General features: G+C 73.2%; 20 protein-coding genes. 8 read left to right on the forward strand and 12 right to left on the reverse strand.

Annotated features, from left to right (window positions below; translation table 11 throughout):
* The first annotated feature begins 81 nt into the window (after nt 1–81).
* Nucleotides 82–555 (forward strand): bacterioferritin, encoded by a 474-nt coding sequence (bfr, locus tag G472_RS0108430; RefSeq protein WP_029008024.1) that lies wholly within the window; start codon nt 82–84, stop codon nt 553–555.
* Between the two features lie 10 nt (nt 556–565).
* On the opposite strand, the gene G472_RS0108435 is transcribed toward bfr, so the two are convergent.
* Genes G472_RS0108435 through G472_RS0108450 form a run of 4 tightly spaced genes read right to left on the reverse strand, consistent with a single transcriptional unit; the run spans nt 566 to nt 5,445 of the window.
* On the reverse strand, nt 566–1,681 hold the full coding sequence (locus tag G472_RS0108435) for a DUF1513 domain-containing protein (protein ID WP_029008025.1): 1,116 nt from the start codon (nt 1,679–1,681) through the stop codon (nt 566–568).
* Entirely contained in the window at nt 1,662–2,762 is a 1,101-nt protein-coding gene (locus G472_RS0108440) for an imelysin family protein (protein ID WP_035691638.1), read from the reverse strand. Before G472_RS0108440 ends, G472_RS0108435 begins: the two co-directional genes overlap by 20 nt.
* A 38-nt stretch (nt 2,763–2,800) precedes the next feature.
* On the reverse strand, nt 2,801–4,114 hold the full coding sequence (locus G472_RS0108445) for a di-heme oxidoredictase family protein (protein WP_245593433.1): 1,314 nt from the start codon (nt 4,112–4,114) through the stop codon (nt 2,801–2,803).
* A complete protein-coding gene (locus tag G472_RS0108450) occupies nt 4,111–5,445 on the reverse strand; it encodes an imelysin family protein (protein WP_029008028.1) in 1,335 nt (444 codons plus the stop codon). The genes G472_RS0108445 and G472_RS0108450 overlap by 4 nt, the downstream gene beginning before the upstream one ends.
* A 242-nt stretch (nt 5,446–5,687) precedes the next feature.
* On the opposite strand from G472_RS0108450, the gene G472_RS0108455 reads away from it, so the two are divergent.
* Nucleotides 5,688–6,341 (forward strand): hypothetical protein, encoded by a 654-nt coding sequence (locus G472_RS0108455; RefSeq protein ID WP_156927046.1) that lies wholly within the window; start codon nt 5,688–5,690, stop codon nt 6,339–6,341.
* On the opposite strand, the gene G472_RS0108460 is transcribed toward G472_RS0108455, so the two are convergent.
* Nucleotides 6,338–7,837 carry an MFS transporter gene (locus tag G472_RS0108460; protein ID WP_029008030.1) on the reverse strand — a complete coding sequence of 500 codons (1,500 nt, stop codon included), beginning with the start codon at nt 7,835–7,837 and terminating at the stop codon, nt 6,338–6,340. The two genes, G472_RS0108455 and G472_RS0108460, sit on opposite strands and share 4 nt — an antisense overlap.
* Nucleotides 7,838–7,941: 104 nt before the next feature.
* Here G472_RS0108460 and G472_RS0108465 point away from each other — a divergent pair, with 104 nt between their 5' ends.
* From G472_RS0108465 to modD, 3 genes are all read left to right on the forward strand, one after another.
* Entirely contained in the window at nt 7,942–8,478 is a 537-nt protein-coding gene (locus G472_RS0108465; protein WP_029008031.1) for a TetR/AcrR family transcriptional regulator, read from the forward strand.
* A gap of 103 nt (nt 8,479–8,581) precedes the next feature.
* Nucleotides 8,582–9,571, forward strand: coding sequence for a phosphoribosylaminoimidazolesuccinocarboxamide synthase (locus tag G472_RS0108470; protein ID WP_425387976.1), 990 nt, complete (start codon nt 8,582–8,584; stop codon nt 9,569–9,571).
* Between the two features lie 11 nt (nt 9,572–9,582).
* Complete coding sequence (gene modD / locus G472_RS0108475; RefSeq protein ID WP_029008033.1) at nt 9,583–10,446, forward strand: ModD protein; 864 nt, start codon at nt 9,583–9,585, stop codon at nt 10,444–10,446.
* A 3-nt stretch (nt 10,447–10,449) separates the two neighbouring features.
* On the opposite strand, the gene G472_RS0108480 is transcribed toward modD, so the two are convergent.
* Genes G472_RS0108480 through G472_RS32045 form a run of 7 tightly spaced genes read right to left on the reverse strand, consistent with a single transcriptional unit; the run spans nt 10,450 to nt 19,194 of the window.
* Nucleotides 10,450–12,555, reverse strand: a complete 2,106-nt coding sequence (locus G472_RS0108480; RefSeq protein WP_029008034.1) for a SpoIIE family protein phosphatase — start codon at nt 12,553–12,555, stop codon at nt 10,450–10,452.
* Between the two features lie 18 nt (nt 12,556–12,573).
* Nucleotides 12,574–13,884: a HAMP domain-containing protein gene (locus G472_RS39735; protein ID WP_051340584.1), complete on the reverse strand. Its 1,311-nt coding sequence runs from the start codon at nt 13,882–13,884 to the stop codon at nt 12,574–12,576.
* A gap of 10 nt (nt 13,885–13,894) precedes the next feature.
* Entirely contained in the window at nt 13,895–14,647 is a 753-nt protein-coding gene (locus tag G472_RS0108490; protein WP_029008035.1) for a hypothetical protein, read from the reverse strand.
* A 15-nt stretch (nt 14,648–14,662) separates the two neighbouring features.
* Nucleotides 14,663–15,445, reverse strand: coding sequence for a hypothetical protein (locus G472_RS32040; protein WP_084536529.1), 783 nt, complete (start codon nt 15,443–15,445; stop codon nt 14,663–14,665).
* A complete protein-coding gene (locus G472_RS0108500; protein WP_029008036.1) occupies nt 15,442–16,485 on the reverse strand; it encodes an ABC transporter substrate-binding protein in 1,044 nt (347 codons plus the stop codon). Before G472_RS0108500 ends, G472_RS32040 begins: the two co-directional genes overlap by 4 nt.
* 4 nt (nt 16,486–16,489) lie before the next feature.
* Entirely contained in the window at nt 16,490–18,517 is a 2,028-nt protein-coding gene (locus G472_RS0108505; RefSeq protein ID WP_029008037.1) for an MFS transporter, read from the reverse strand.
* Complete coding sequence (locus G472_RS32045; RefSeq protein ID WP_035691641.1) at nt 18,514–19,194, reverse strand: hypothetical protein; 681 nt, start codon at nt 19,192–19,194, stop codon at nt 18,514–18,516. Before G472_RS32045 ends, G472_RS0108505 begins: the two co-directional genes overlap by 4 nt.
* A 188-nt stretch (nt 19,195–19,382) precedes the next feature.
* Between G472_RS32045 and G472_RS32050 the strand changes: the two genes are divergently transcribed.
* From G472_RS32050 to G472_RS0108525, 3 genes are all read left to right on the forward strand, one after another.
* Nucleotides 19,383–20,204 carry a cytochrome c oxidase assembly protein gene (locus tag G472_RS32050; RefSeq protein WP_051340586.1) on the forward strand — a complete coding sequence of 274 codons (822 nt, stop codon included), beginning with the start codon at nt 19,383–19,385 and terminating at the stop codon, nt 20,202–20,204.
* 73 nt (nt 20,205–20,277) lie between these two features.
* Nucleotides 20,278–20,700 (forward strand): DUF2946 family protein, encoded by a 423-nt coding sequence (locus G472_RS0108520; RefSeq protein ID WP_029008038.1) that lies wholly within the window; start codon nt 20,278–20,280, stop codon nt 20,698–20,700.
* A 68-nt stretch (nt 20,701–20,768) separates the two neighbouring features.
* On the forward strand, nt 20,769–21,287 hold the full coding sequence (locus G472_RS0108525) for a YcnI family copper-binding membrane protein (RefSeq protein ID WP_029008039.1): 519 nt from the start codon (nt 20,769–20,771) through the stop codon (nt 21,285–21,287).
* Nucleotides 21,288–21,299: the final 12 nt, after the last annotated feature.

The raw sequence follows: 21,299 nt of genomic DNA on the forward strand, positions 1-21,299 counted from the left end.
CCTATTTCATGTCATCACAGACGTGATGTGTAGCAGCGACTTTGCTGATACAATCACTGATTGATGACCGGAGGGAAGACGATGAAGGGCGACCCGCAGATTATTGCGCATCTCAACAAGATCCTCACCGGCGAGCTGACCGCCATCAACCAGTACTTCCTGCACGCCCGCATGCTGAAGAACTGGGGATTGCAGCGGATCGCCCACAAGATCTACGAGGAATCCATCGACGAGATGAAGCACGCCGACAAGGTCATCGAGCGGATCCTGTTCCTGGAGGGTCTGCCGAACCTGCAGGACCTCGGCAAGCTGATGATCGGCGAGGACGTGCCGGAGATGCTGAACAACGATCTGAAGGTCGAGTACACCGCCCGTACCAACCTGATCGAGGCGATCACGGCGTGCGAGCAGGCCCGCGACTACGAGACGCGCCAGCAGTTCGAAGAGCTTCTTGAGGACACCGAGGAGCACATCGACTGGATCGAGACGCAGCTCGACCTGATCCAGCGCATCGGCCTCCAGGCGTATCAGCAGGAGCAGATGTACAAGGATTGAGGCGCCGCGCCTATCCCAGCCGTGTCAGGTGATTGTCCCAGCGGAATCCGGCTGCGCCGTGGCCGGATACCCGATCCGGCGCGTGCGGGCTGATCGGCGCCACCGCGCCGTGGCCGCTGGTGGCGAGATAGCCCCCGCCGGCACCGGCAACCGCCAGGCCGCAGCCGTCGGGCAGAGGTGCGGAACCCAACCAGCGGCCGCTGTCGGCGTCCCAGACGCCGATGCGGCCGCCGCGGGGTGAACTGCCGGCAACCGTCGGGCCGTCGCTGGCGACGCTGCCGATGTAGCCTTCGAAGCGCAGCCACTCCTCTTCCGGCGCCTCGAACAGGCGCAGGTCGCCGCCGGGCGAATGCAGACCCACCAGGGGCTGGATGGCACCCGTCGGCCGTTCGTCCTGCACCCCGAACACCACGGACCCGTCGGGCCGTCCGGCCAGGTGACGGATGCCGAGGTTGGCGTGCTCCTCGGGCAGCCGCGCCTCGGACAGCAGCCGGCCGTCCGCGGTGTCCACCACGGTCAGGGACGACTCCATCTCCTCCAGGTTCAGCTTGACCCGGCCGGTATCGGGATGGGTCAGCACACCGCCGTTGGCCACCGCCGCCGCCCGCCCGCCGTCCAGCAGCACCAGGTCGTGGGGGCCGACGCCGTGGGTCGGAATGGCGCCGAGGCGACGGTAGCCGTCCGCCGCGTCATAGACGCCGATCGCCCCGGTCTCCCGCGGCACGTCGTCCTCCACGGCGTAGAGCAGCCGGCCGTCGGGCGAGAAGGCCCCGTGACCGGCGAACCGCCGATCCTCGGGTGCCGCGACGGGTGCCGCCGCCTCCCCGTCGGCCAGATCCACCGGCACGAACCAGCGCCCGGGGCGCCGGCCGAACACCACGGCCTCGCCACGCACCGGGTGCGGCACCACCGCGTGGGCGCGACCGGGCAGCGGCGTGGCGAAGGCGACCGCGCCCGCGGCGTCGAGGGCGGCAACGCCGAACGTCACGGCACCGCTCCCCGCCGTCGCATAGGCCGACAGAAAAAGGGACCCGCCGCCGCGCACATTGCGGGGCAGCGCCGTCACGGCCAGCACCCCGCCGAACCCGGCGAGCAGCCGGCGCCGATCAATCGCCGTCCAGTTCATTGAATCCCAGCGCCACACCGATGAGAGGGGGGAAGGTCTGCACCAGCACCGTCTGAACGCTCCGCGTCGCCCGCAGCACCGCCTCCACGCCGGGGCGGCGGCCGGGGTCGGCGATCGCCTCGGCGAACGGGCCGGGTGCCGCGGCAGCGGCGGCACGGGCGGCGGCGAAGGCATTCACGGCGGCCGTCCGCGCCGCGGTTCCCTCCGCCGTGTCGGGCAGCAGCACCGCGTAGCCCGGACCGCCGTTCTCGCCCAGCACCATCGCGCTCATGGCCTCCAGGTTGAGCGCGATGGAGCGCAGGGTGCGGCCGCTGCGCATCGCCTCCGCCAGGGTCGGCCTGGCATCACCCGGACCGTCGCCGAGCGGGAAGCGCAGCTTCTGGTCGGCCACGATCTGCGCCATGGTGACCAGCGACGCGTAGAGGTTCTCCACCGCCGCACGCGGCGTCGCCCCGACCGACGTCGCCTCGCCCGCCAGCAGGCGGGGCGTCAGCGCCGTCCAGTCGTCGCGCACCTCGCCGGCCAGCGCCGCCACGTTGGCCCCCACCGCCGCCGCCAGGGCGCAGCGGTAGCGCCCGGCCTCGCCGTCGGTGAAGGCGGACAGGCCCACGCCGTCGTCGAACAGCAACCGCTCCAGGGCCGTCAGCCCCTGCACGGCGGCGCTCTGCTTGCGCACGGCCCCGGGCTCCGTCACCCCGGGGTCGCGGGCGGCCAGGACAGCGGCCAACTGGCGGGCGACGATGCCGCGCCGTTCCGGCCAGAAGGCGATGCGGTCGCCGCGCATCTCCAGCAGCAGGGGGCCGGGGCGCAGATGCTGTGCCCCCGCCCAGGCATCCATGGCGCCGTGATAGCCGGCCCGCGCCGCCTCGAACCCGGCGGCGTCAGGGGCGGCGCAGAACCGTTCCAGCCGCTGCGCCAGGTCCGTTGCGGCGGCCGCCAGGCGGTCGAGCCGCGGCTGGATGTGGCTGCGCAACAGCCTGTCGAGAAACGCCGTGTCCGAAGGCGCTGCCGCGCGCGCCACCGGTACAAGGGCCGTGGCAGCGGCCCCCGCGGCGAGAGTCAGCACCGTACGCCGTCGCATTCCCGTTCCTTCCGTCATCGCCTGCCGCATCCGCTGCCCTAAAGTGATCCCACGAACCGGATGAGTCGCTGCCGGTCCGCCACCGGCATCTCCAGGAAGCGTTGGCGCGCCGCCGCGGCTTCGCCGCCGTGCCAGAGGACGGCTTCGGCAACGCCGCGCGCGCGCCCGTCGTGCAGCAGCGCCATCTCCCCTTCCGCCCCGGCGGCGCGCAAGCCCCACAAGGGAGCGGTCCGCCAGTCCCGCCCGGTCGCCTCGCCCGCCGCCACACCGTCGGCGAGATCCTCGCCCATGTCGTGCAGCAGCAGATCGGTGTAGGCGTAGAGGGTGCGGTTGGACAAGCGGGGAGCCGCGGGGTCGTCACCGGTCACCAGGGTCGGTCGGTGGCAGGCGGCGCAGCCGGTGGCGGCGAACAGCTCCGCCCCGGCGGCATCGGCCGGGGGTTCCAGTCCGCCGGCCGGCGGCAGCCCGCGCACATAGGTGCCGAGCATCGCCATCACGGCGGAGGGAATCTCCAGTCCCTCGAACTGCGGCGAATCACCGTGGGGCGCTTCCCGGCACGCGGTCTGGGCCGGAGTGCAGTCGCCCCAGGGTTCGGGGTGATAGGCACCGGACATGCCGAGGTCGAGGTGGAACGCCTCGGCGTTCTGGGAATCGACGGTGGGGTGGGCCGCCTTCCACCCGAATCGGCCGAGCGCCGGGGTGCCGTCCCGGCCGGTCACGCGGTTGGGCCGGCCGGCGATGCCGTCGCCGTCGCGGTCGTCGGGATCGGCCGCGGCCAGGATCTCCGCCTCCGGCACCCGTTCCAGCAACCCCAGCCCGCGCACCGACGGCGCCAGGCGCGGCGACCGCTGCGCCGCGTCCACCGCGAGGGGACCGTACGCAAGATCGGCGACGCTCACCACCGGGCGGCGCAGCACCGCCGTACCGCCGTCAGCATAGGCCACCTTCTCGTCCCGCCAGGTCAGGACGACCCTCCCTTCGGGCGCCGGTCCGCCGCCCGCCAGCGTCTGGATCTGGCGGCCATACACGGGGTCGTCGGCCAGCCGCAGGACGAAGCCGACGCCGCGGTCATCGGGAACCCCCGCCTCCGGCGGCCGGCCGCGGCCGGCCCGGGGATGGCAGGCGACGCAGGAGCGGGCGTTGAACAGCGGGCCCAGCCCGTCCGCCGACTGCGTCGACGCCGGGGCCGGCACCCAGATCCGCTCGAACACCGCCTGCCCCATCGCCGGGTCCAAACCGTCCGCCGCCGCGCCGGCCACCGGGCCGGCCACGGCCAGCGCACCGACGATGGACGCAAGCCGGGCGTACCGGATCGTCGCCGACCCGTGCGACACGGCGCGGCAGGCGGTCACTGAACCGCCGACGGATTGTCGAGGCTGTCGGACCCTTCCACATGGATGGTCAGGCCGAGCTTGGCGACGACGCCTTCCAGCGCGTTCTTCTGGGCGACCAGCCGGTCGATGCCCTCGGAGACCAGGGCGTTGCCCTTCTCATTGCCGGCACCGATCATCTGGTCGTAGGCCATCTCGCCGCTGTCGGCGGTGGTCTTGATGCGCTCCAGCGCCGCAGTCGCCTCCGTCATGGCCGCGCGCACCCTGGCATCCTCCTCCGGCGCCCGCGCGGCGACGTAGGCGGACAGGGACGGACCCCGGACGACGCTGCCGTCCGGACGGCGGTATTGGCCGGTGTAGACGTTCACCATGCCGATCTGGTTGTAGTAGTGCGAGTTGTGGGTGTTGTCGGAGAAGCAGTCGTGCTCCTCCTCCGGATCGTGCAGGATGAGGCCGAGCTTCATGCGCTCGCCCGCCAGCTCGCCATAGCTCAGGCTGCCGATGCCGGTGAGGATGCGGGCGATGCCGTCCTTCTCGCCGGCCCTGGCGATGTCGGTGCGGGCGGCGCCACCGGGTGCCCAGGCTTCCACCATCTCGGTCAGATCGTCGATCAGCAGGTCGGTGGCGGCCTGAAGGTAGGCGGCGCGGCGGTCGCAATGGCCGTTGGTGCAGCCTTCGCGGGCGTAATCGGTCGCCTTGCGGTCGCCGGCACCGGGGCCGGTGCCGTTGAGATCCTGGCCCCACAGCAGGAATTCGATGGCGTGGTAGCCGGTGGCCACGTTGGCCTCCACCCCGCCGGCCTCGTGCAGATCCTCGGCCAGCAGCTTCTTGTCGATGGTGGTGGCGTCGATGGTCTTGTCACCGGCCTTGATCGCGGTGTTGGCGATGACGTTGGCCTTGGCGAAGGGGTTCTCGTCGCCGGCCCCGTAGGAGGCGTCGACATAGTCGATCAACCCCTCGTCCAGCGGCCAGGCGTTGACCTTGCCCTCCCATTCGTCCACCAGCGGGTTGCCGAAGCGGAACGTCTCGGTCTGCTGGTAAGGCACGCGGGCGGCGATCCATGCCCTGCGGGCGTTGGCCAGCGTCTCTTCGGTCGGGTTGGCGACCAGCGCATCCACCGCCGTCTTCAGCGCCCTGGCGGCGGTCAGCGCGTCGCTGTAGGCGGCGTGGGCGATGTCGGCGTAGGTCGCCAGCACTTGCTCGGCACCGGGCGCGACAGCGGCGACCTGGAGTCCGGCCACCTGCGGCGCGGTGGCGGTACCGGCCACGGCCACGGCCGGGGCCGCGGCGCCGGCGGCGAGGGGAAGCAGGACGGCGGCCGTGGCCAACAGTCCGGCGAGGCGCTTCGACATGGTCTGGTCTCCCTGACGGTGTCCCGCCGGCGCGGGACGCGTGTGCAATAATCGGCGCATTGCGAATGATTTTCATTACCGTTGCCGGCCCGGGCGCTTCTTGTCAAGCCCCTGCGGCCCGGAGACGCTGCGTCGGTGCGTCGCAGCAATCCAGCCCCGCGGTCGGCGGGTGGCTGCCCGCGTTGACTCCGCGGCGGGCCGGCCGGTAGGTGTGGGCCTGCTGAGGCAACAGGGGCGGCCCCATGCTCCGAATGGTATCCCGTGCCGACACCGGCACCCTCGACCCGCTACCGAGCCGCACCAGCCTTGAACGGCGGGCGGTTCCGTTCCGCGAAACCATCGTCCGCGTTGCGGCGACCGGTGAATTCGGCCTGGTGCGCTGGTCCGGCCGGCGGGAGCGCGGGGTGGATTTCCTGTGCGTGCAGTTCCGCCCCCTGGACACCACCGGCGCAGAGACCGGGGGCTTCGCCCGGCCCGCCGCGTTCGACGGGGCGTCCGACACGGTGCGGGTGCTGGTGACCACCGGGGACGGCACGGTGACCATGGAGGAAGCGCCGTCGGCGGAGCCCGTGGCCGCCTACCTGCGGGCGCAGGCCGCTGCCTGGGCCGGTGCGCACTACCCCGAATACGACGCAACCGCCCCGTGGGAACCGGAGGCGCGCCGGGCCGGCGACCTGGCCGACACCCGGGACCGTGACGCGCTGGCGGAGGTGGCGCCGGACGACCTGGTGGCGGAGTTGCGCGCCGCACAGGCCCGCACCGCCGCCCTGGAGGGGCGCCTTCCCGTCCTGTGCGATGAGCGCAACCTGCTGCGCGAGCGCATCGTGCGCCTGACCGCCGCCTGCGTCGTCCTGGGCGGGCTGGCGGCGGTGCTGGCGGCGCCCCTGCTGGGTTAAGCCCGGTTCCCTTCGGGGATGCGGCCGCGCCGGAACGCCACGGCAATGCCGGCGGACGCGGCGACGAGCATCACGGCGGCAAGACCCAGCACCACGACGAACGCGCTGTCGAAGGCGTCCCGCGCCAGGGCGGTGAGCGTCGCGGCCACGGCGTCCGGCGCCTCCTCCGCGGCGATCAGCGCCCGGTCGATGCTGTCGCGCACGGTGTCCGGCACGGCGGCGCCGGCGGGCATGCGGAACGACGCGGTGTAGATCGCCGCCAGCAGGCTGCCGAGAATGGCAATGCCGAACGAGCCGCCCAGCTCGTAGGACACCTCCTCGATCGAAGCGACCATGCCCGCCTTGTCGGCGGGGGCGTTGAGGAGCATGGCGTTCGACGCCGCCGTCATCACCGCGCCGAGGCCGGCACCGGTGAGGGTGAACGCGGCGATTTGCACCGGCAGCCCGGCCCCGTGGCCGATCAGATAGAACAGCATGCCCGCCCCGGCGACGGCCAGGGACGCCCACAGCACCCGCTCGGTTCCCAACCGCGGCAGCACCCGGCCGGCCAGCGGCCCGGCGACGAAGGCGGCGAGCGGGATGGGCAGGATCGCCAGGCCGGCCTGCAGGGGCGACAACCCGACGACGAGCTGCATGCGCTGGCTGATCGCCAGTTCCATACCCATGAGGGCGGCCGAGGCGACCAGCGCCGCGATCACCCCCGCCGTGAAGATGCGGTTGGCGAACAGGGAGAAGTCCAGCATCGGCGCGCCGGAGTGCCGCTGCCGGCGCACAAAGGCGACGGCAGCGACCACGCCGACGCCGGCCACGGCGGCGGCCGTCGCGGGCGACGGATCCTGCCGGCCGACCTCCTTGATGGCGAAGGTCACGGCGACCAGCGCGATCATGACCAGCAGCGAGGCGATCGGGTCGAACCGCCGCCCGGGATCACCCCGGCGGACGGGAATGAACACCAATGCCAGGACGAACGCGGCGATGACGATCGGCACGTTGATGAGGAACACGGATCCCCACCAGAAGAACTCCAGCAGAGTGCCGCCGACCACCGGCCCCAGCGCCGCACCGCCCGACGCGATGGCCGCCCACACGCCGATGGCGACGGAACGTTCCTTCTCGTCCTCGAAGGTGTGCCGGATGATGGCCAGCGTTGCCGGCATCATCATGGCCGCACCGACGGCAAGGCCGACGCGGCTGGCGATGAGCGCCGCGGGCACCGGCGAGAACGCCGCCGCCGCCGAGGCGACGCCGAACACCGCCAGGCCCGCCACGAAGAACCGCCTGTGACCGAAGCGGTCGCCGAGTGCCCCCGTCGCCGGCAGCAGCCCCGCCACGGTCAGGGCGTAGGCGTTGACGATCCACAGCTTCTCCGCCCCCGACGCACGCAGGTCGTGGGTCAGACTCGGCAGCGCCAGATACAGGACCGTCATGTCGACGACGATGAGCAGCAGGGCGCTGGACACGATGACCAGGACCAGCCAACGATGACGCGGTAACACGGCTCTCACCAATGGTTTTGCGCGGCGGACTCCGGGTAGCGCCCGGGCCGGACCGCGGTCGGTACCTATATAAATACGTCCGTATTGAAATGAAAGGGGTGCGCATGGGGCGCAGGAAAACGATCGATCCCGATGCGCTTCTGGACGTGGCGGAGGAGATCGTCACGACCCGCGGCGCGGCGGCGTTGACCATCGACGCCCTGGCCAGGGCCGCGGGCATCACCAAGGGCGGCGTGCAGTACAGCTTTGCCACCAAGCAGGCGCTGATCGACGCGATGATCAAGCGGTGGAGCCAGAGCTACGATGCGGAGTTCGCGCGCCTCGCCGGCCCGCACCCCGACCCGGTGGCCGCCGTGCGGGCCCATGCGGAGGCGACCCGCCGCTCCGATGCGTCGGCCAACGCCAAGGCGGCGAGCCTGATGACGGTCCTTCTGCAAACGCCGGAGCACCTGGAGTCCACCCGGCGCTGGTACCGCGAACGCCTCGCCGGCCTCGACGCCACGACCGAGGAGGGGCGCCGCGCCCGGCTGGCCTTCTTCGCCACCGAGGGCGTGTTCACGCTGCGCTTCTTCGGGCTGATGGACATCGGCGACGACGAATGGGAGGAGATCATGGGCGACATCGCCGCCACGCTGGGATAGCGGGATTGCGCCGCGGGCGGCGCCCCGCCCCGGCCATCGGCTGGTACGCCCCCGGCGCGTGTGCTAAACCGCGCCGACATGACGGTCAGAGGAGGGTTTCCCGGTGTCCACCATCGACCGCGGCGCGCTGCTGCCGCACCTCGGCAACGCCTTGTGGGACGCCACGATCCCGGAGCTGCCGAACCATTACCGCGGCAAGGTGCGCGACAACTACGACCTGCCCGACGGGCGGCGCATCATCGTCGCCTCCGACCGCCTCAGCGCCTTCGACATCATCCTCACCGCCATTCCCTTCAAGGGCCAGGTGCTGACGCAGACCGCGCGGTACTGGTTCGAGCAGACCGCGGACATCATCGCCAACCATGTGCTGGAGTATCCGGACCCCAACGTGGTCGTCTGCCGCCGCCTGCGCATCCTGCCGGTGGAGGTCGTCGTGCGCGACTACATGGCGGGCACCACCTCCACCTCGATCTGGTCCATGTACAAGCAGGGTCGGCGGGAGATGTACGGCATCCGCTTTCCCGACGGGCTGGAGGAGAACCGCAAGCTGCCCCGGACGGTGCTGACCCCCACCACCAAGGCCGACCAGGGCGGCCATGACGAGCCGATCACGCCGGACGAGATCGTCGCCCGCGGCCTGCTGACGGCGGAACAGTGGGCGACCGTGTCGCAGGCCGCACTGGCCCTGTTCGCCCGCGGCCGGGAGCTGGCCGCAAAGAACGGCCTGATCCTGGTCGACACCAAATACGAGTTCGGCATCGACGAGTCCGGCACCATCATGCTGGCCGACGAGATCCACACCCCCGACAGCAGCCGCTACTGGATGCAGGACAGCTATGAGGAGCGCGTCGCCGCCGGCCAGCGGCCGCTGAGCTTCGACAAGGATTTCGTGCGCACCTGGGTGAGCGGGCGCTGCGATCCCTACAGGGACCCCATCCCGGAGATCCCGGCGGACCTCATCGCCGACACCGCCGCCGTCTACATCCGTGCGTTCGAGACCATCACCGGCCAGCCGTTCCCCCTGCCGGCCGAGCCCGAACCGGTGCTGGAGCGCATCCGCCGCAACCTCGCCGCCTACGTCCCGGCGGCCTGAGGAGCACCGCCATGCACATCCTGCCCGATGCCGTCCTGGACGCGCTGCTGGCGCAGGATGCGCCCTACGGCGACCTGACCACCGCGACCCTGGGCATCGCCGCCCGGCCCGGCCGCATCACCTTCGCCGCCCGCGACGCCATGGTGCTGTGCGCCGCCGACGCCGCGGCGCGGATGCTGGAACGCTGCGGCGCCCGTGTCGAGCGGGCGGAGGCGGACGGCACCGCCCTGGCCGCGGGCGCGGTGTTCCTGGTCGCCGAAGGGCCGGCGGGCGGCCTGCACCGGGGCTGGAAGGTGGCGCAGACGCTGGTTGAGTACGCCTCCGGCATCGCCACGCGGGCGCGGCGGATCGTCGAGGCGGCGCCCGGCGTCAGCGTCGCCTGCACCCGCAAGAACTTTCCCGGCACCAAGGAGGTGGCGGTCAAGGCGGTGCTGGCCGGCGGTGCCGTCATGCACCGGCTGGGCCTGTCGGAAACCCTGCTGGTGTTCGCCGAGCATCGCGCTTTCCTTGCCGGCAGCCCCGCCGCCTGGATGGCGGACCTGAAGCGCCGCGCGCCCGAGCGCAAGGTGGTGGTGGAGGTGTCGTCGGTGGACGAGGCCCTGGCGATGGCGGCGGCCGGTGCCGACGTGCTGCAACTGGAAAAGCTGTCCCCCGCCGACGTGGCCACGGTGGTGGCCGCGGTGGCGGGCGGGATGGCGGGCGGGATGGCGGATGGTGCGCGCGACGGCCGGCCCCGGCCCGCCGTTGCCGCGGCCGGCGGTGTCAGCGAATCCAACGCCGCCGCCTATGCTGCCACCGGTTGCGACGTGCTGGTGACCTCCGCGCCGTTCTTCGGCCGGCCCTGCGACGTCAAGGTGACGCTGGGGCCGGCCTGATCCCTACGCCTCACCGGCGGCCATCGCCGCCGCGGCGGCTCCGGCCGCGGTGCCGTGCCAGTGCACCACGACGCAGGTGATGTCGTCGGACTGGGGGGCCTCGGCGCTGAAGCCGGCCACCGCGTCCATGATGCGGTCCAGGCCGGTGCGGGCCGTCTCGATGGGGGCGGCGGCCAGCGTGGACACCACGCGCTCGTCGCCGAACATGGCCCCATGCGGGTCGAACGCCTCGGACACGCCGTCGGTGTAGAGCAGCACCACCTCGCCGGGGGTCAGGGTCAGGGACTTCTGGCCGAAATCCATGTCGCCCATCACCGCCAGGGCCAGCCCCGGCGTCTTCTCCAGCGCCCGCACGGTGCCGGCGGGGTCCACCCGGTAGGGTGGGTTATGGCCGGCGTTGCAGTAGGTGAACACACCGGTGTCCAGGTCGATCTCGCCGTACAGCGTCGTGACGAACATCATCTGCTCGTTCTCGGCGCTCAACAGGTTGTTGAGGCGCGTCAGCGTCTCGGCCGGGCCGTGGCCGTCCACCGCGATGGCGCGCAGCATGGTGCGGGTGATCAACATGAAGAAGGCGGCGGGAATGCCCTTGCCCGACACGTCGGCGACGGCGATCCCCAGCTTGCGCTCGCCCACGGGGAAGACGTCGTAGAAGTCGCCGCCCACCTCCTTGGCCGGCACCATGCGGGCCGCCAGCTCCAGTTCCGCCATCTCCGGGAAGGACTGGGGCAGGATGGAGAGCTGCATGGTGCGCGCGATCTCAAGCTCCTGCTGCAGGCTGATGAGGCGGCGCTTGTCCTCCAGCGCCTCGCGCAGATCGCGCACATGCTGGACGAGCTGCACCTGCTGCAGGCTCACCCGCGTCGCCAGCCGGCTGAAGCCCAGCGCCAGCAGCCCCAGCTCGTCGCTCACGCCCTTGGACTGGGCCGACTGGCCGTCGCGCGCCTCCTGCTCGATGTGGGCCAGCTCGTCCAGCAGGGCCTGGCGGGCGTCCTCCTCCAGGGTGGTGGCCAGCGCCTCCATCTGCTTGCGGATGAAACGCTGCTGACGGCGCAGGCGCCGCTCGCGCTGACCGGCCGAGCGCTCGATGTCGCGCATGACCTCGCGGAACACCTCCACCGCCCCGGCGATTCGGCCGATCTCGTCGTTGCCGGCGGGCAGTTCCACATAGGTGGCGGTCTGGCCGCCGGACAGAGTCTGCAACGCCCCCACCGCCGCATCCAGCGTCGCGAAGGAACGGCGAAGGAACACGAACAGCAGCCCCAGCGCCGCCGCCAGCACCGCCGCGATGGCACCGGCGTAGGCGAGGTTCCACAGCCGCAGCTCGCCCGCCGCCCGGGTCACGTCGGACGCGACGAACACGGTGGCCATGCGCCCGCCGGCCAGATCGGCCACGGGAATGCCGGCCAGGGCGTAATGGCGCCCGCCATGGACGACGGCGGTGACGTCCCGCCCGCTGTCCACCCGCGCCGCCACCGCGGCCCACAGGGGATCCCCGGCACCGCGCACCGCGTCGCCGCCGCGGCCCAGCGCGAACACCCGTTCGCCCAGCAGCCGTTCCAGGGCCTCCAGCGCCTCGTCCAGGGGAACCGCGGCCACCGCGGCGCCCACCGGCTCGGGTCCGTCGTAGAGCGGTGTTCCCGCCACCACCAGCAGCCGGTCGCCGGCGGCCCGGGTGCCGCGCACCGGCCCCTCACCGGCCATCAGCCGCGCCAGACGGGCCCCGCCCAGAAGGGGCTGCTGGTCGAAGGACGGGTCGGCCCCGGTGGCCAGCAGCAGGTCGCCGTTGGCCGCCAGCAGGTTGGCCTCGACCACGCCGCTGCCCAGGGTGCCGGCGATGCGCAGGGCCGCGATGGCCAGCCCCATGCGGTCGCCGTCGGCGACCTGCCGCACCACGCCGGCATCGCCGGCGACGCGGCCCAGGGCGGAATCGACACGCCCCGCCGTCTCGGCCACCGCCAGGTCCCAGGCGGTCTGCAGCCGCGCCAGCTCCAGGTCACGGGCCCGGCGCTCCACCGCCGACTCGCGCAGGTCGGCGAAGGCCAGCAGCAGGGCCGACACCGCCGCCACCGTCAGCAGGACCAGGAGGATGATGCGGGTTTGCAGCATGGTACCGTGCGCCCCTTCCTACCGTTCGCCGTCGGCCAGCAGGAACGCCGCGGCCAGCGCCCCGGCCGCAGTCAGCGCCGCGGCGACGCCCGCCGGGCCGGGGCCGACCCCCAGCGCGGCGAGGGCCAGCCCGGCGAGGACAGGACCGCCGGCCAGGGTGCCGGCCAGGGCGGCCGGGCGCGCATCGGGTGCCGCCAGCACATGGCGGGCCGCCAGACCGGCAGCAAACCCGCCCGCCCCGCCGGCCAGCACGGCGGCCAGCCAGCCCGCCGCCTCCGAGACGTCGCCCGGGCCGAGCGCCAGCAGCACCGCCAGCGGTGCCGCCGCCGCCACGGCCGCGGACCGCCGGTGCGGCGTCCGGCGCCAGCCGAGCAGGGCCATCCCCGCGGCGGCCGCGGCGGCGGCGGCCAGCGCCGGCACCGCCGCCATGCCGCCGAGGACCACCGGCAGCGCCATCAGCGCGGCGGCGGGGCCGAGCAGGGCGTACAGGCGGGCGTCGGCGGCGCGGGCGGCGGTGCGCCGTTCCGGCGGCCGGTCCAGTCCGGCTCCCAACCGCGCGACGGTGTCGTCGCGTGACCGTTCCACGGCCCGCGCGACGTCCGCGTCGAAGACGGCGGCCCGCACCTCGTCGGCGTGCAGGGCGAAGCGCTGGCGCGCCTCGTGCAACCGCCAGACCACGGCGTTGTAGGCCAGCATGGCCCGCCCGAACTCGTCGCGCGGGCGCCCGCCGATCAGCGCCGAGAAATCGCCGGCGGCGGCGGCGCGCAATGCGCGCTCCAGCCGGCGCAGCGGCGTGGTCACCGCCCGGTCCGCCGCCGCCGCCGCCAGATGCCAGGCCAGCAGCAGCAGGGCCAGCCCCCCGCACAGCAGCCTCGGCAGGCCGTCCAGCAGATCGCCGGGCACCCGGGTCGGCTGCACCGCCACCACCACGCTGCCGCCGGTGCCGCCGTCGAGGGGCTCGCGGACCATGACGGCGGCCGCTTCCTCACCGGCGCCGCCGCGGTGGAGGAGCGTCCCGCCGCCGTCGAGCACCGCCAGGAAGCGGATGTCGGGATTGCGTTCGGACACCGAATCCAGATACGCGCCCATGCCCTCGATCCGGTCCAGCGGGATGCCGTAGCCGAGCGCCCGGTCCACGTCGTTGCCCACCGCCCTGGCCACCGCCGCCGCCTTGCCGAGGCGCGCCTCGGTCAGATGACGGTCCGCCTCCGCCACCGCCAGCAGCGATATGCCGAGCGCGGCGATGGCGGCCGCGGCGGCGCCCAGAAGGGGCAGCCGCCGGGCCAGCGTCGCGGCGGGTGATGAGGGTGTCCGGTGCGGTGGCGTCATGGGCGGTTCCTTACGCCATCTCGTCGAGCCGGGCGACCTCACGCCCGGCGGCGTCGAGGGTGGCGGTCCGCTGCCCGACCGCCGCCCCGAAGGCGGACACCGGCAGGCCCAGCGGGTCGGCAGTGGTCGGTGCCGGTCCGGTGTCGGGTGCCAGGGAATCGGCCAGTGTCTCCGCCGCCAGGCGGGTCGGCCGGGCCAGGGCGACGGTGGCCACCAGGGCCAGCAGCGCCACGCCCCCGGTGACCGCACCGCCACCCAGCGCCAGGGTCAGCGCATAGTCCTGCACCCGCCGGTCCACCACCGCGGCCGGAAGGCGCGCGACGACGGCGCCGGCGTGGGTCTCGAACGCGGTGGTCAGCCCCAGGCCGTAGGTCAGCTCGTCGCCGCTGCGTCCGGTCGCCAGTGCCGGGCCGGCGGGGACCGGTTCGGCCATCCGCTCCCCCAGTTCGACCGCATCGGTGGCGAAGACGATCACGCCCGTGTCGTCGGCCACGGCGATGGAGCGGATGTCCGGATACTCGCCACGGGCCTGGAGCAGCAGCGGGTCCACCAGCGGCAGATCGGCCAGGGCGAGCCCCAGGTTGAGGCGCGCCTCCAGGTCCCCCTTCAGTTCGTAGAGGACGAACCCCACATGGCCGGCCACCGCGTCGCCGACCAGGCGGCGCTGCTCCAGCGTCCACAGCCACACCGTGCCGGCGGCGGTCAGCACCACCCCGGCCAGTACGGCGGCGACCAGACGCCCGGTGAAGCCGATGGCCGGCATGCCGCCCCTCCCCGCCTAGACGCCAACGTCGCGCGGGCGCGCGCAGATGGCCAGGTAGCGGGTACCCGCCGCATCGTCGATCCGGCCGCGCGCCCACACCCAGCCGCCGCGCGCCGGCGGCCCGTCGGCGGCGGCCAGATCGCCGGGCGCGCAGAGTTCCAGCGTCCGCGGATCGGGCAGCGGGTCCGCCGCGCCGTCGCGGTGGACCAGCAGGCGGGCCAGCCCGCCGGCGACGATCACCACCCGCTTGGCCAGGATGCCATGGGCGGCGAGATGCGCCCAGCTCTGATGATTGCGCGGCGACACGGTGGTCAGCACATGCCGCCGGCCCAGCCCGTCGGCCAGCGCCAGCCGCCAGCCGATCAGCCGGTGGTGCAGGCCGAGGCCGCGGTGGTCGGCGCGGATCATGCACGACGCCATGTGGGCGACCAGGGGCAGCTCCGCCTCGGGAAGGGGCAGGTCGCGGCCGCGGTTGGCGTCGCCCGGCCCCGGCAGGCCCAGCGACCCGTAGGCGACCAGATCCCCCCCGGCGAACAGGCCGGCGGTCATGCCGCAGCGCCCGAGGTGATCGGCGACGAAATCGCCCACCTCGCCGGCGACACGGTAATGGTCGGGGTCGGTCAGGCCGGCGATGACGTCGGCGCGCAGGCGCCGCATGGCATCGGCGTCGCCGGGGCCGAGCAGCCGGCAGGTGAGGCCGGCGGGCAGCCCGTCGGCCAGCAGTCCCAGCGATTCAAGCGCGCGTGCGGCGGCCTGCCGGCTGAGACCGGCGAGGAGCCCGCTCTCGGGAACCATCATGAATCGATGACCTCGGCGAAGTTGAGCAGGCTGATGGGGGGATAGAACTCCAGCTCCCGCACCACGGGCATGTTGATGATGATCGAGAAGCGCTTGAGCGTTTCCACCGGGATCGTTCCCGGCGACAGGCCGTCCAGCAGGATCTGCGTGGCCTTATAGGCGGTGAAGCGCCCGATGCCATAGCTGGAACTGGCCAGCGCCAGCATGGCGCGGTCGGTGCGCACGATCAGTTCGGTCACCGAGAAGGTGGGCAGGCGCCGCTCCAGCGCCGTGCGCGCCACAACCGATCGGTTGTGGAAGGCGATGAAGGTGTCCGGGCCGATGTACAGCATCTCCGCCCCGCGGTCGGCCAGTCGGGCGACCAGGCCGGGCACCGCGTCGGCGTCCGGCTTGCCTTCGGCCAGCAGGGGCACCGGCTCCTCCAGCAGCTCCACGCCGCGCCCGGCCGCCTCGGCACGCAGATCCTCGACGGTCAGGACGGAGTTGCGCTCGGCGGGATTGAAGACGACTCCCAGGCGGCGGATCGGCCGGTAGGCCTGGATGGTGTTCATCTGCACCGGAATCGGCGCGATGTGGACGGTGCCGGTGACGTTGCGTCCGGGACGTGCCAGATCCGGTACGATGCGGGCGTCGAGCGGCGCCGCGACGAAGGTGAAGACGACGGGGATGTCGGTGATGTAGCGGCCGGGATCCGGCTCGTCGTAGGGACCCACCAGGCCACGGGTCTGCGGCGTTCCCCAGGAATAGATGAGATCGGGGCGCTGCTCGCGGATCTCGTCGACGATGGCCGGCAGCCGCGCCGGATCGCCGCCGGCGTTGCGGATCGTGTATTCCACCCGGAGGCCGCGGCGGGCCAGATAGTCCTTGAAGCCGAACTCGTTGTCGCTCTCGCCGCGGCCCAGCACCATGAAGATGCGGTAGGTTCGGTCGGGCACCGGCGCCGCCAGCGCACCGCCCAGCGGCACGGCGCCCGCTGCGCCGGCCAGCACGGCCTTGAGCACGCGGCGGCGATCGAGGGATGCCATGGGGGCGGGCGCCATGCTCTCAAGCCTCCTGGACGTGCGGATGCGGTCGCGGCGGGCGGGGACGGAAGGCCAGCCAGAACAGCACGGCTGCGGCGCCGCACAGCAGGCTGACGGCGACCATGGCCTCGCGATAGGAGTACAGCACGGACAACGCCACGGCAACCATAGGTCCGATGGCGCCACCCATGCGTTCGAACATGCGAAACCAGCCGATGGCCGCGGTCTCCGCGATACCCGCGTCGCGGGCCACCTGCGACACCAGCGTAAGTTGCGGCGCGCCGATGAACGCCTGCGACAGGCCGAACAGGGCGACGGCGGCCGGCGCGGCCCACGCCCCGTGGCTCATCAGGAGCGGCACCGCGCTGAGCAGCGTGCCCAGCCCGCCCAGCGCGACGAACTCCCGCCGCGCCTGCCAGCGGTCGGACAGGGCTGCGGCCAGGGGCGACACCAGGATGAAGGCGACGAAATACATCATCTGCGCCCGCCCGACCTCGGCCTTGCTGGCGCCGTCGGCGGCCAGCATCAGCGGCACCAGGCAGAACAGGACGCCGGTGGCGGCGATCTTCGTGGGGATGGCGCTCAGCAGCATCAGGATGGCGAAGCGGGGCGTGCGCGCCAGCACCGCGGCGGAGCCGACCAGGGACAGGCGTACGGGTGCCGCTTCGGGCGTACGCTCCGTACGTCCGAACGCCGCGACGATGGCGATTCCCGACACCAGCGCCAGCGCCGCCCCCACCAGGAAGGTGGCGCGCGGGCCGACCTGATCGGCGATGATGCCGCCGGTCAGCGGCCCGCACACCCCCGCGGCCAACAGCCCGCCGATGAACATGGCCATGCCCATGGCGCGGTTGTCGCGGGTGGTGCGGTCGATGACGATGCCCTGGGCGGTGATCAGCACCAGCCCGTAGCCGAGCGCGGTCAGGCAGCGCCACAGCAGCAGGTCCCACAGGGTGGCCGCGAAGGCGGTCATGGCCAGACTGACGGAGCCGAGCAGCGCGCCCGCCACGAAGGCGCGCCGCCGCCCCCACCGTTCCGACCAGGCGGCCCCGCTGGGCTGCGACAGGGCCCACACCAGCATGAACAGGGTGATCGGCAGCCCGACCACCATGTCGGGCGTCAGCCACGGCGCGGACGAGGCGAAGCTGCGGGCGTACGCCGGCAGGAAGGGGCGCGACAGCTCCTCCGACAGGCAGAACAGGAAGACGGGCAGGCGGAGATAGACGAGGTTGGCGGACGGCACCGGCGGCGTGCCGGGGGTGCGGAACACGAAGCGCCGGCCCAGCGCGTGCAGCCGCTCCGCCGCCTCCGCCGCGGCCCGGCCGCCGGCCGCCGCGGCCCGGCGCGACAGTTCGGCGAAGCGTGCGTTGACCCCGGCCAGGATCGCCGCGTGCGCCCGCAACGCCACCGCCGGATCGCCGCGGAAATCCCCGGCCTCCGCCAGTTCGATCAGGCGCAGGCGGGCGGTGGTGCGGCGCATGGCCAGATTGACCACCACCAGCAGCACCTCGAACGTCAGCAGCACCGAGACGAGCAGCACCGACAGCACGTCCAGCATCAGGTCGACCGATGCCTTGGCCAGGTACGCCCGGTCGACGCCCACGTGCAGCCGCGCCTCCGCCGTCCCGTCCGCGTCGCCCAGCGGTACCGCCACGTCGACAAATCCGGGATACACCTCCGACCCGGCGGTGGCGGACAGTCGGTCGCCCACCGCGGCGGGGCGGCCGGCGGCGGCGATGACCCGGCCGTCAGCGTCGGTCACCGCGGCGTAGGCGATGTCCGCGTGGGCGCCGATCTCGGCCTCCAGCGCGTCATGGATGCCGGGCAGCCGGTCCAGCGGGATGCCGAAGCCCAGCGCCCGGTTGATCTGGGCCGCCAGGACCTCGCCCACGGTGTGCGCCTTGCGCTCCAGTTCCGGCGCGAACACCCGCTCGAACCGGTCGAGCGCCGCCCACGAGGCGAGCCCCGCCATCACCAGCAGCACCGCCAGCGTCGCCACCGTCAGGCGGTAGACCAGCGCCCGGACCGGATCGCGCGTCCGTGCGTTCATGACCGCTGCGCCCGGTCGAGCAGGCGCTCGGCCTCGTCCATCGACTCCTCCGCCTCGCGCACGGCGGCGGCGAGGCGTTCACCCTGCCCCTCCACACCGTCGAACCGCGCCCGCCCCAGCAGGACCCGCACCGCCACCAGCGTCACCAGTCCCCCCAGGGCCAGCAGGCCCAGCCCGACCTGCACCAGCCGGTCGCGCACGCCGGCTACCTCGGCGCGCAGGGTGGCGAGCGTGGCGTGCAGAACGACGGCCCCGACCACCTGGCCGAAGCTGTTGCGGATGTCCGCGGACAGGCGGGCGGAGTCCCCGTCGATGGTGACCGATGGGCCGCCGCCCGCCGCAGCCTGCGTTTCGCTGCGCCCGTCGTCCGTGGCGAACAGCACGCTGCCGTCTTCGGCGACGATGACCAGCCCCACCACCTCCGGCGCGGTGGCCGCGGCACGGTCCAGCAGGGCGCGGGCATCCTCCAGCTCGGCCAGGTCGAGACCCAGCGTCAGGCCGTACTCGGTCTTGCGGCGGACCTCCTCCACCACCACCGTCAGGCGGGAGGTGGCGACCTCGATCAGGGTCCGCTGGAATTTGTAGTAAGCGAGCACCAGGGTGAGGACCACCGCCAGGCAGACGGTCGCCGCGATCACCAGCGAGGCGCGGCGCGCCAGCGTCGTGTCAACCGCCATCCCGGACCGTTCCCCCGCGCCCTGCCCCGCCGCCGGCCTGTCGGACCGGCCGGATCGCTTTTATCCCCGACAACCCGCGGGGGGCAAGCTGCACCGGACGGCGGAACCGATCACGGCGTGCGCCGTTGCACCGGTGCGGGCGGCGCCGCGCCCGGCAGGCCCCTTTCCGGCCAGGGAGTACCGACACCATGCTGCCCCCCGACGATTTCGCGCTGCTGTCGCTGTGTCTGGCCACCCGCCCGGCGGTGACCCCGCAGACCCTATGGCAGGCGTGGAGCTTCGCCCCCGCGGTCGTCGGTCCGCTGGTGCTGATGCTCGCCGCCTACCTCGGGGTGCTGGTCCGCGGGCACGGGCAGAGCGGGCGCGGCTCCGCCGCGGGCCCGGCGTGTTTTCTGACGGGCTGGACGCTCGTGGCGCTCGCGCTGGTGTCGCCGCTGTGCCGCATGGCAGCGGCGCTGGCGTGGGCGCACATGGTGCAGCACGTCATTCTGGTGGCCCTGGCGCCGCCTCTGCTGGTCATCGGCGCGCTGCTGGCCTTGCCGGCGCACCGGCGGCTGCCCCGTTGCGGGCCGCTGGCCGCCGGCGCCCTGTACGCCGTGGCCATCTGGGGCGCGCACGCGCCGGTGGTCTACCAGGGGGCGCTGGACGGGGCGACCGCCCATGTGCTGCTGGTGTTCGGCCTGCTGGCGGTCAGCGCGCTGTTCTGGTACGCGGCCATCGGTGGTGCCGTGCGGCCGGACGCCGGCGCCGCGGCGCCCGGTGCGGCGGTGATCGCCATCCTCTGCGCGCTGATTCAGACCGGGGTGCTGGGCGCCCTGCTCACCTTCGCGCCCAGCCCCTGGTACCCGGTCTTCGCCGACCGCACCGCCGCCTGGGGCCTGACGCCGCTGGAGGACCAGCAACTGGCCGGGCTGATCATGTGGGTGCCCATGGGGGCGATCTATCTGGCCGCCGGTCTCGCCGCGGCGACGGCGGTCGTCTTCGGCCGCTCGCGCACCGGCGCCGCCTGATCCCCGGCGGAATTCCGCAGCGCGGAACGGCGGCACGTTGCGAACAGGTCGCATTCACGGCTAAGGTGGCGCCATGGCCACCCCGTCCGGACGACCGACCCGCCCGCCGCGCACCCCGTGCGCCACGCGTCCGGTCGCCTGGCTGGCGGTCCTGGCGCTGGTGCTGCAGGCCGTTCTGGTCGGCCCGCTGGCCCTGCGGATGGCGGTTGGCCACGCCGGCCCCGCCGGGTTCGACGCCGCGTCGATCTGCACCGCCCACCCCGATGCCGTTCCCGACGCCGGGGCACCGGGGCACGGCGAGGATCGCGACCACGCCGGCCATGCCCGCTGCCTGATCTGCCAGGCCGCCGCCGGGTCGCTGCTGCTGCCGCCCGACGCCGTCGCCGCGCCGCTGCCGTCGGCACGGTCGGAATCGGTCGCAGCCGTCGCGCAGAGCATCCGCGCCACCGTCCGGCCGGCCGCCTACCGCTCGCGCGCTCCACCGATCACGGTTTGACCACCCCTTTTCCATGGCGCGGGCTTCCTGCCCGCGCCCGGTCCTACCCGTTCATCGGAGCGCCGAACATGCGCCTGTCCGCTGCGGCCGCCGTTGCCGCCGCCCTGATCGCGGCATCCGCCGCCGCGCACGCCCACGTCACCCTGGAAACCGCCAAGGCTCCGGCCGGCAGCACCTACAAGGCCGTCCTGCGAGTCGGCCATGGCTGCAAGGGGTCACCCACCACAGCCATCCGCGTCCGCATCCCCGAGGGCGTCATCGCCGTCAAGCCGATGCCCAAGCCCGGCTGGACGCTGCAGACCACCGAAGGCCCCTATTCCGGCAGCTACACGGAACACGGCCGCACGGTCACCCGGGGGATCACCGAGATCACCTGGACCGGCGGCCCGCTGCCCGACGCCTGGTATGACGAGTTCGTGTTCCGCGCCCGCCTGCCCGACGGGGCTCCCGGCACCGCCATCCATTTCCCCGTGGTCCAGGACTGCGAAACCGGCGCCCACCGCTGGATCGCCATTCCCGAACCGGGGAAGACGGCGGCCGACCATGACGAGCCGGCCCCCGCCGTCGTGCTGATGCCCAAGCCCTGACCCGCAGGGGCG

The organism is Azospirillum halopraeferens DSM 3675 (assembly GCF_000429625.1).
GTDB classification, from domain to species: domain Bacteria; phylum Pseudomonadota; class Alphaproteobacteria; order Azospirillales; family Azospirillaceae; genus Azospirillum; species Azospirillum halopraeferens.

Coding starts and splice junctions, on each gene's coding strand:
- G472_RS0108440 (WP_035691638.1), bottom strand. CDS start 2,762: ATGCGACGGCGTACGGTGCTGACTCTCGCCGCGGGGGCCGCTGCCACG.
- G472_RS0108455 (WP_156927046.1), top strand. CDS start 5,688: ATGCTCCGAATGGTATCCCGTGCCGACACCGGCACCCTCGACCCGCTA.
- G472_RS0108505 (WP_029008037.1), bottom strand. CDS start 18,517: ATGAACGCACGGACGCGCGATCCGGTCCGGGCGCTGGTCTACCGCCTG.
- G472_RS0108490 (WP_029008035.1), bottom strand. CDS start 14,647: ATGCCGGCCATCGGCTTCACCGGGCGTCTGGTCGCCGCCGTACTGGCC.
- G472_RS0108500 (WP_029008036.1), bottom strand. CDS start 16,485: ATGGCGCCCGCCCCCATGGCATCCCTCGATCGCCGCCGCGTGCTCAAG.
- G472_RS0108520 (WP_029008038.1), top strand. CDS start 20,278: ATGGCCACCCCGTCCGGACGACCGACCCGCCCGCCGCGCACCCCGTGC.
- G472_RS0108525 (WP_029008039.1), top strand. CDS start 20,769: ATGCGCCTGTCCGCTGCGGCCGCCGTTGCCGCCGCCCTGATCGCGGCA.
- G472_RS0108450 (WP_029008028.1), bottom strand. CDS start 5,445: ATGTCGAAGCGCCTCGCCGGACTGTTGGCCACGGCCGCCGTCCTGCTT.
- G472_RS32045 (WP_035691641.1), bottom strand. CDS start 19,194: ATGGCGGTTGACACGACGCTGGCGCGCCGCGCCTCGCTGGTGATCGCG.
- G472_RS0108480 (WP_029008034.1), bottom strand. CDS start 12,555: ATGCTGCAAACCCGCATCATCCTCCTGGTCCTGCTGACGGTGGCGGCG.
- G472_RS32050 (WP_051340586.1), top strand. CDS start 19,383: ATGCTGCCCCCCGACGATTTCGCGCTGCTGTCGCTGTGTCTGGCCACC.
- bfr (WP_029008024.1), top strand. CDS start 82: ATGAAGGGCGACCCGCAGATTATTGCGCATCTCAACAAGATCCTCACC.
- G472_RS39735 (WP_051340584.1), bottom strand. CDS start 13,884: ATGACGCCACCGCACCGGACACCCTCATCACCCGCCGCGACGCTGGCC.
- G472_RS32040 (WP_084536529.1), bottom strand. CDS start 15,445: ATGATGGTTCCCGAGAGCGGGCTCCTCGCCGGTCTCAGCCGGCAGGCC.
- G472_RS0108435 (WP_029008025.1), bottom strand. CDS start 1,681: ATGAACTGGACGGCGATTGATCGGCGCCGGCTGCTCGCCGGGTTCGGC.
- G472_RS0108465 (WP_029008031.1), top strand. CDS start 7,942: ATGGGGCGCAGGAAAACGATCGATCCCGATGCGCTTCTGGACGTGGCG.
- modD (WP_029008033.1), top strand. CDS start 9,583: ATGCACATCCTGCCCGATGCCGTCCTGGACGCGCTGCTGGCGCAGGAT.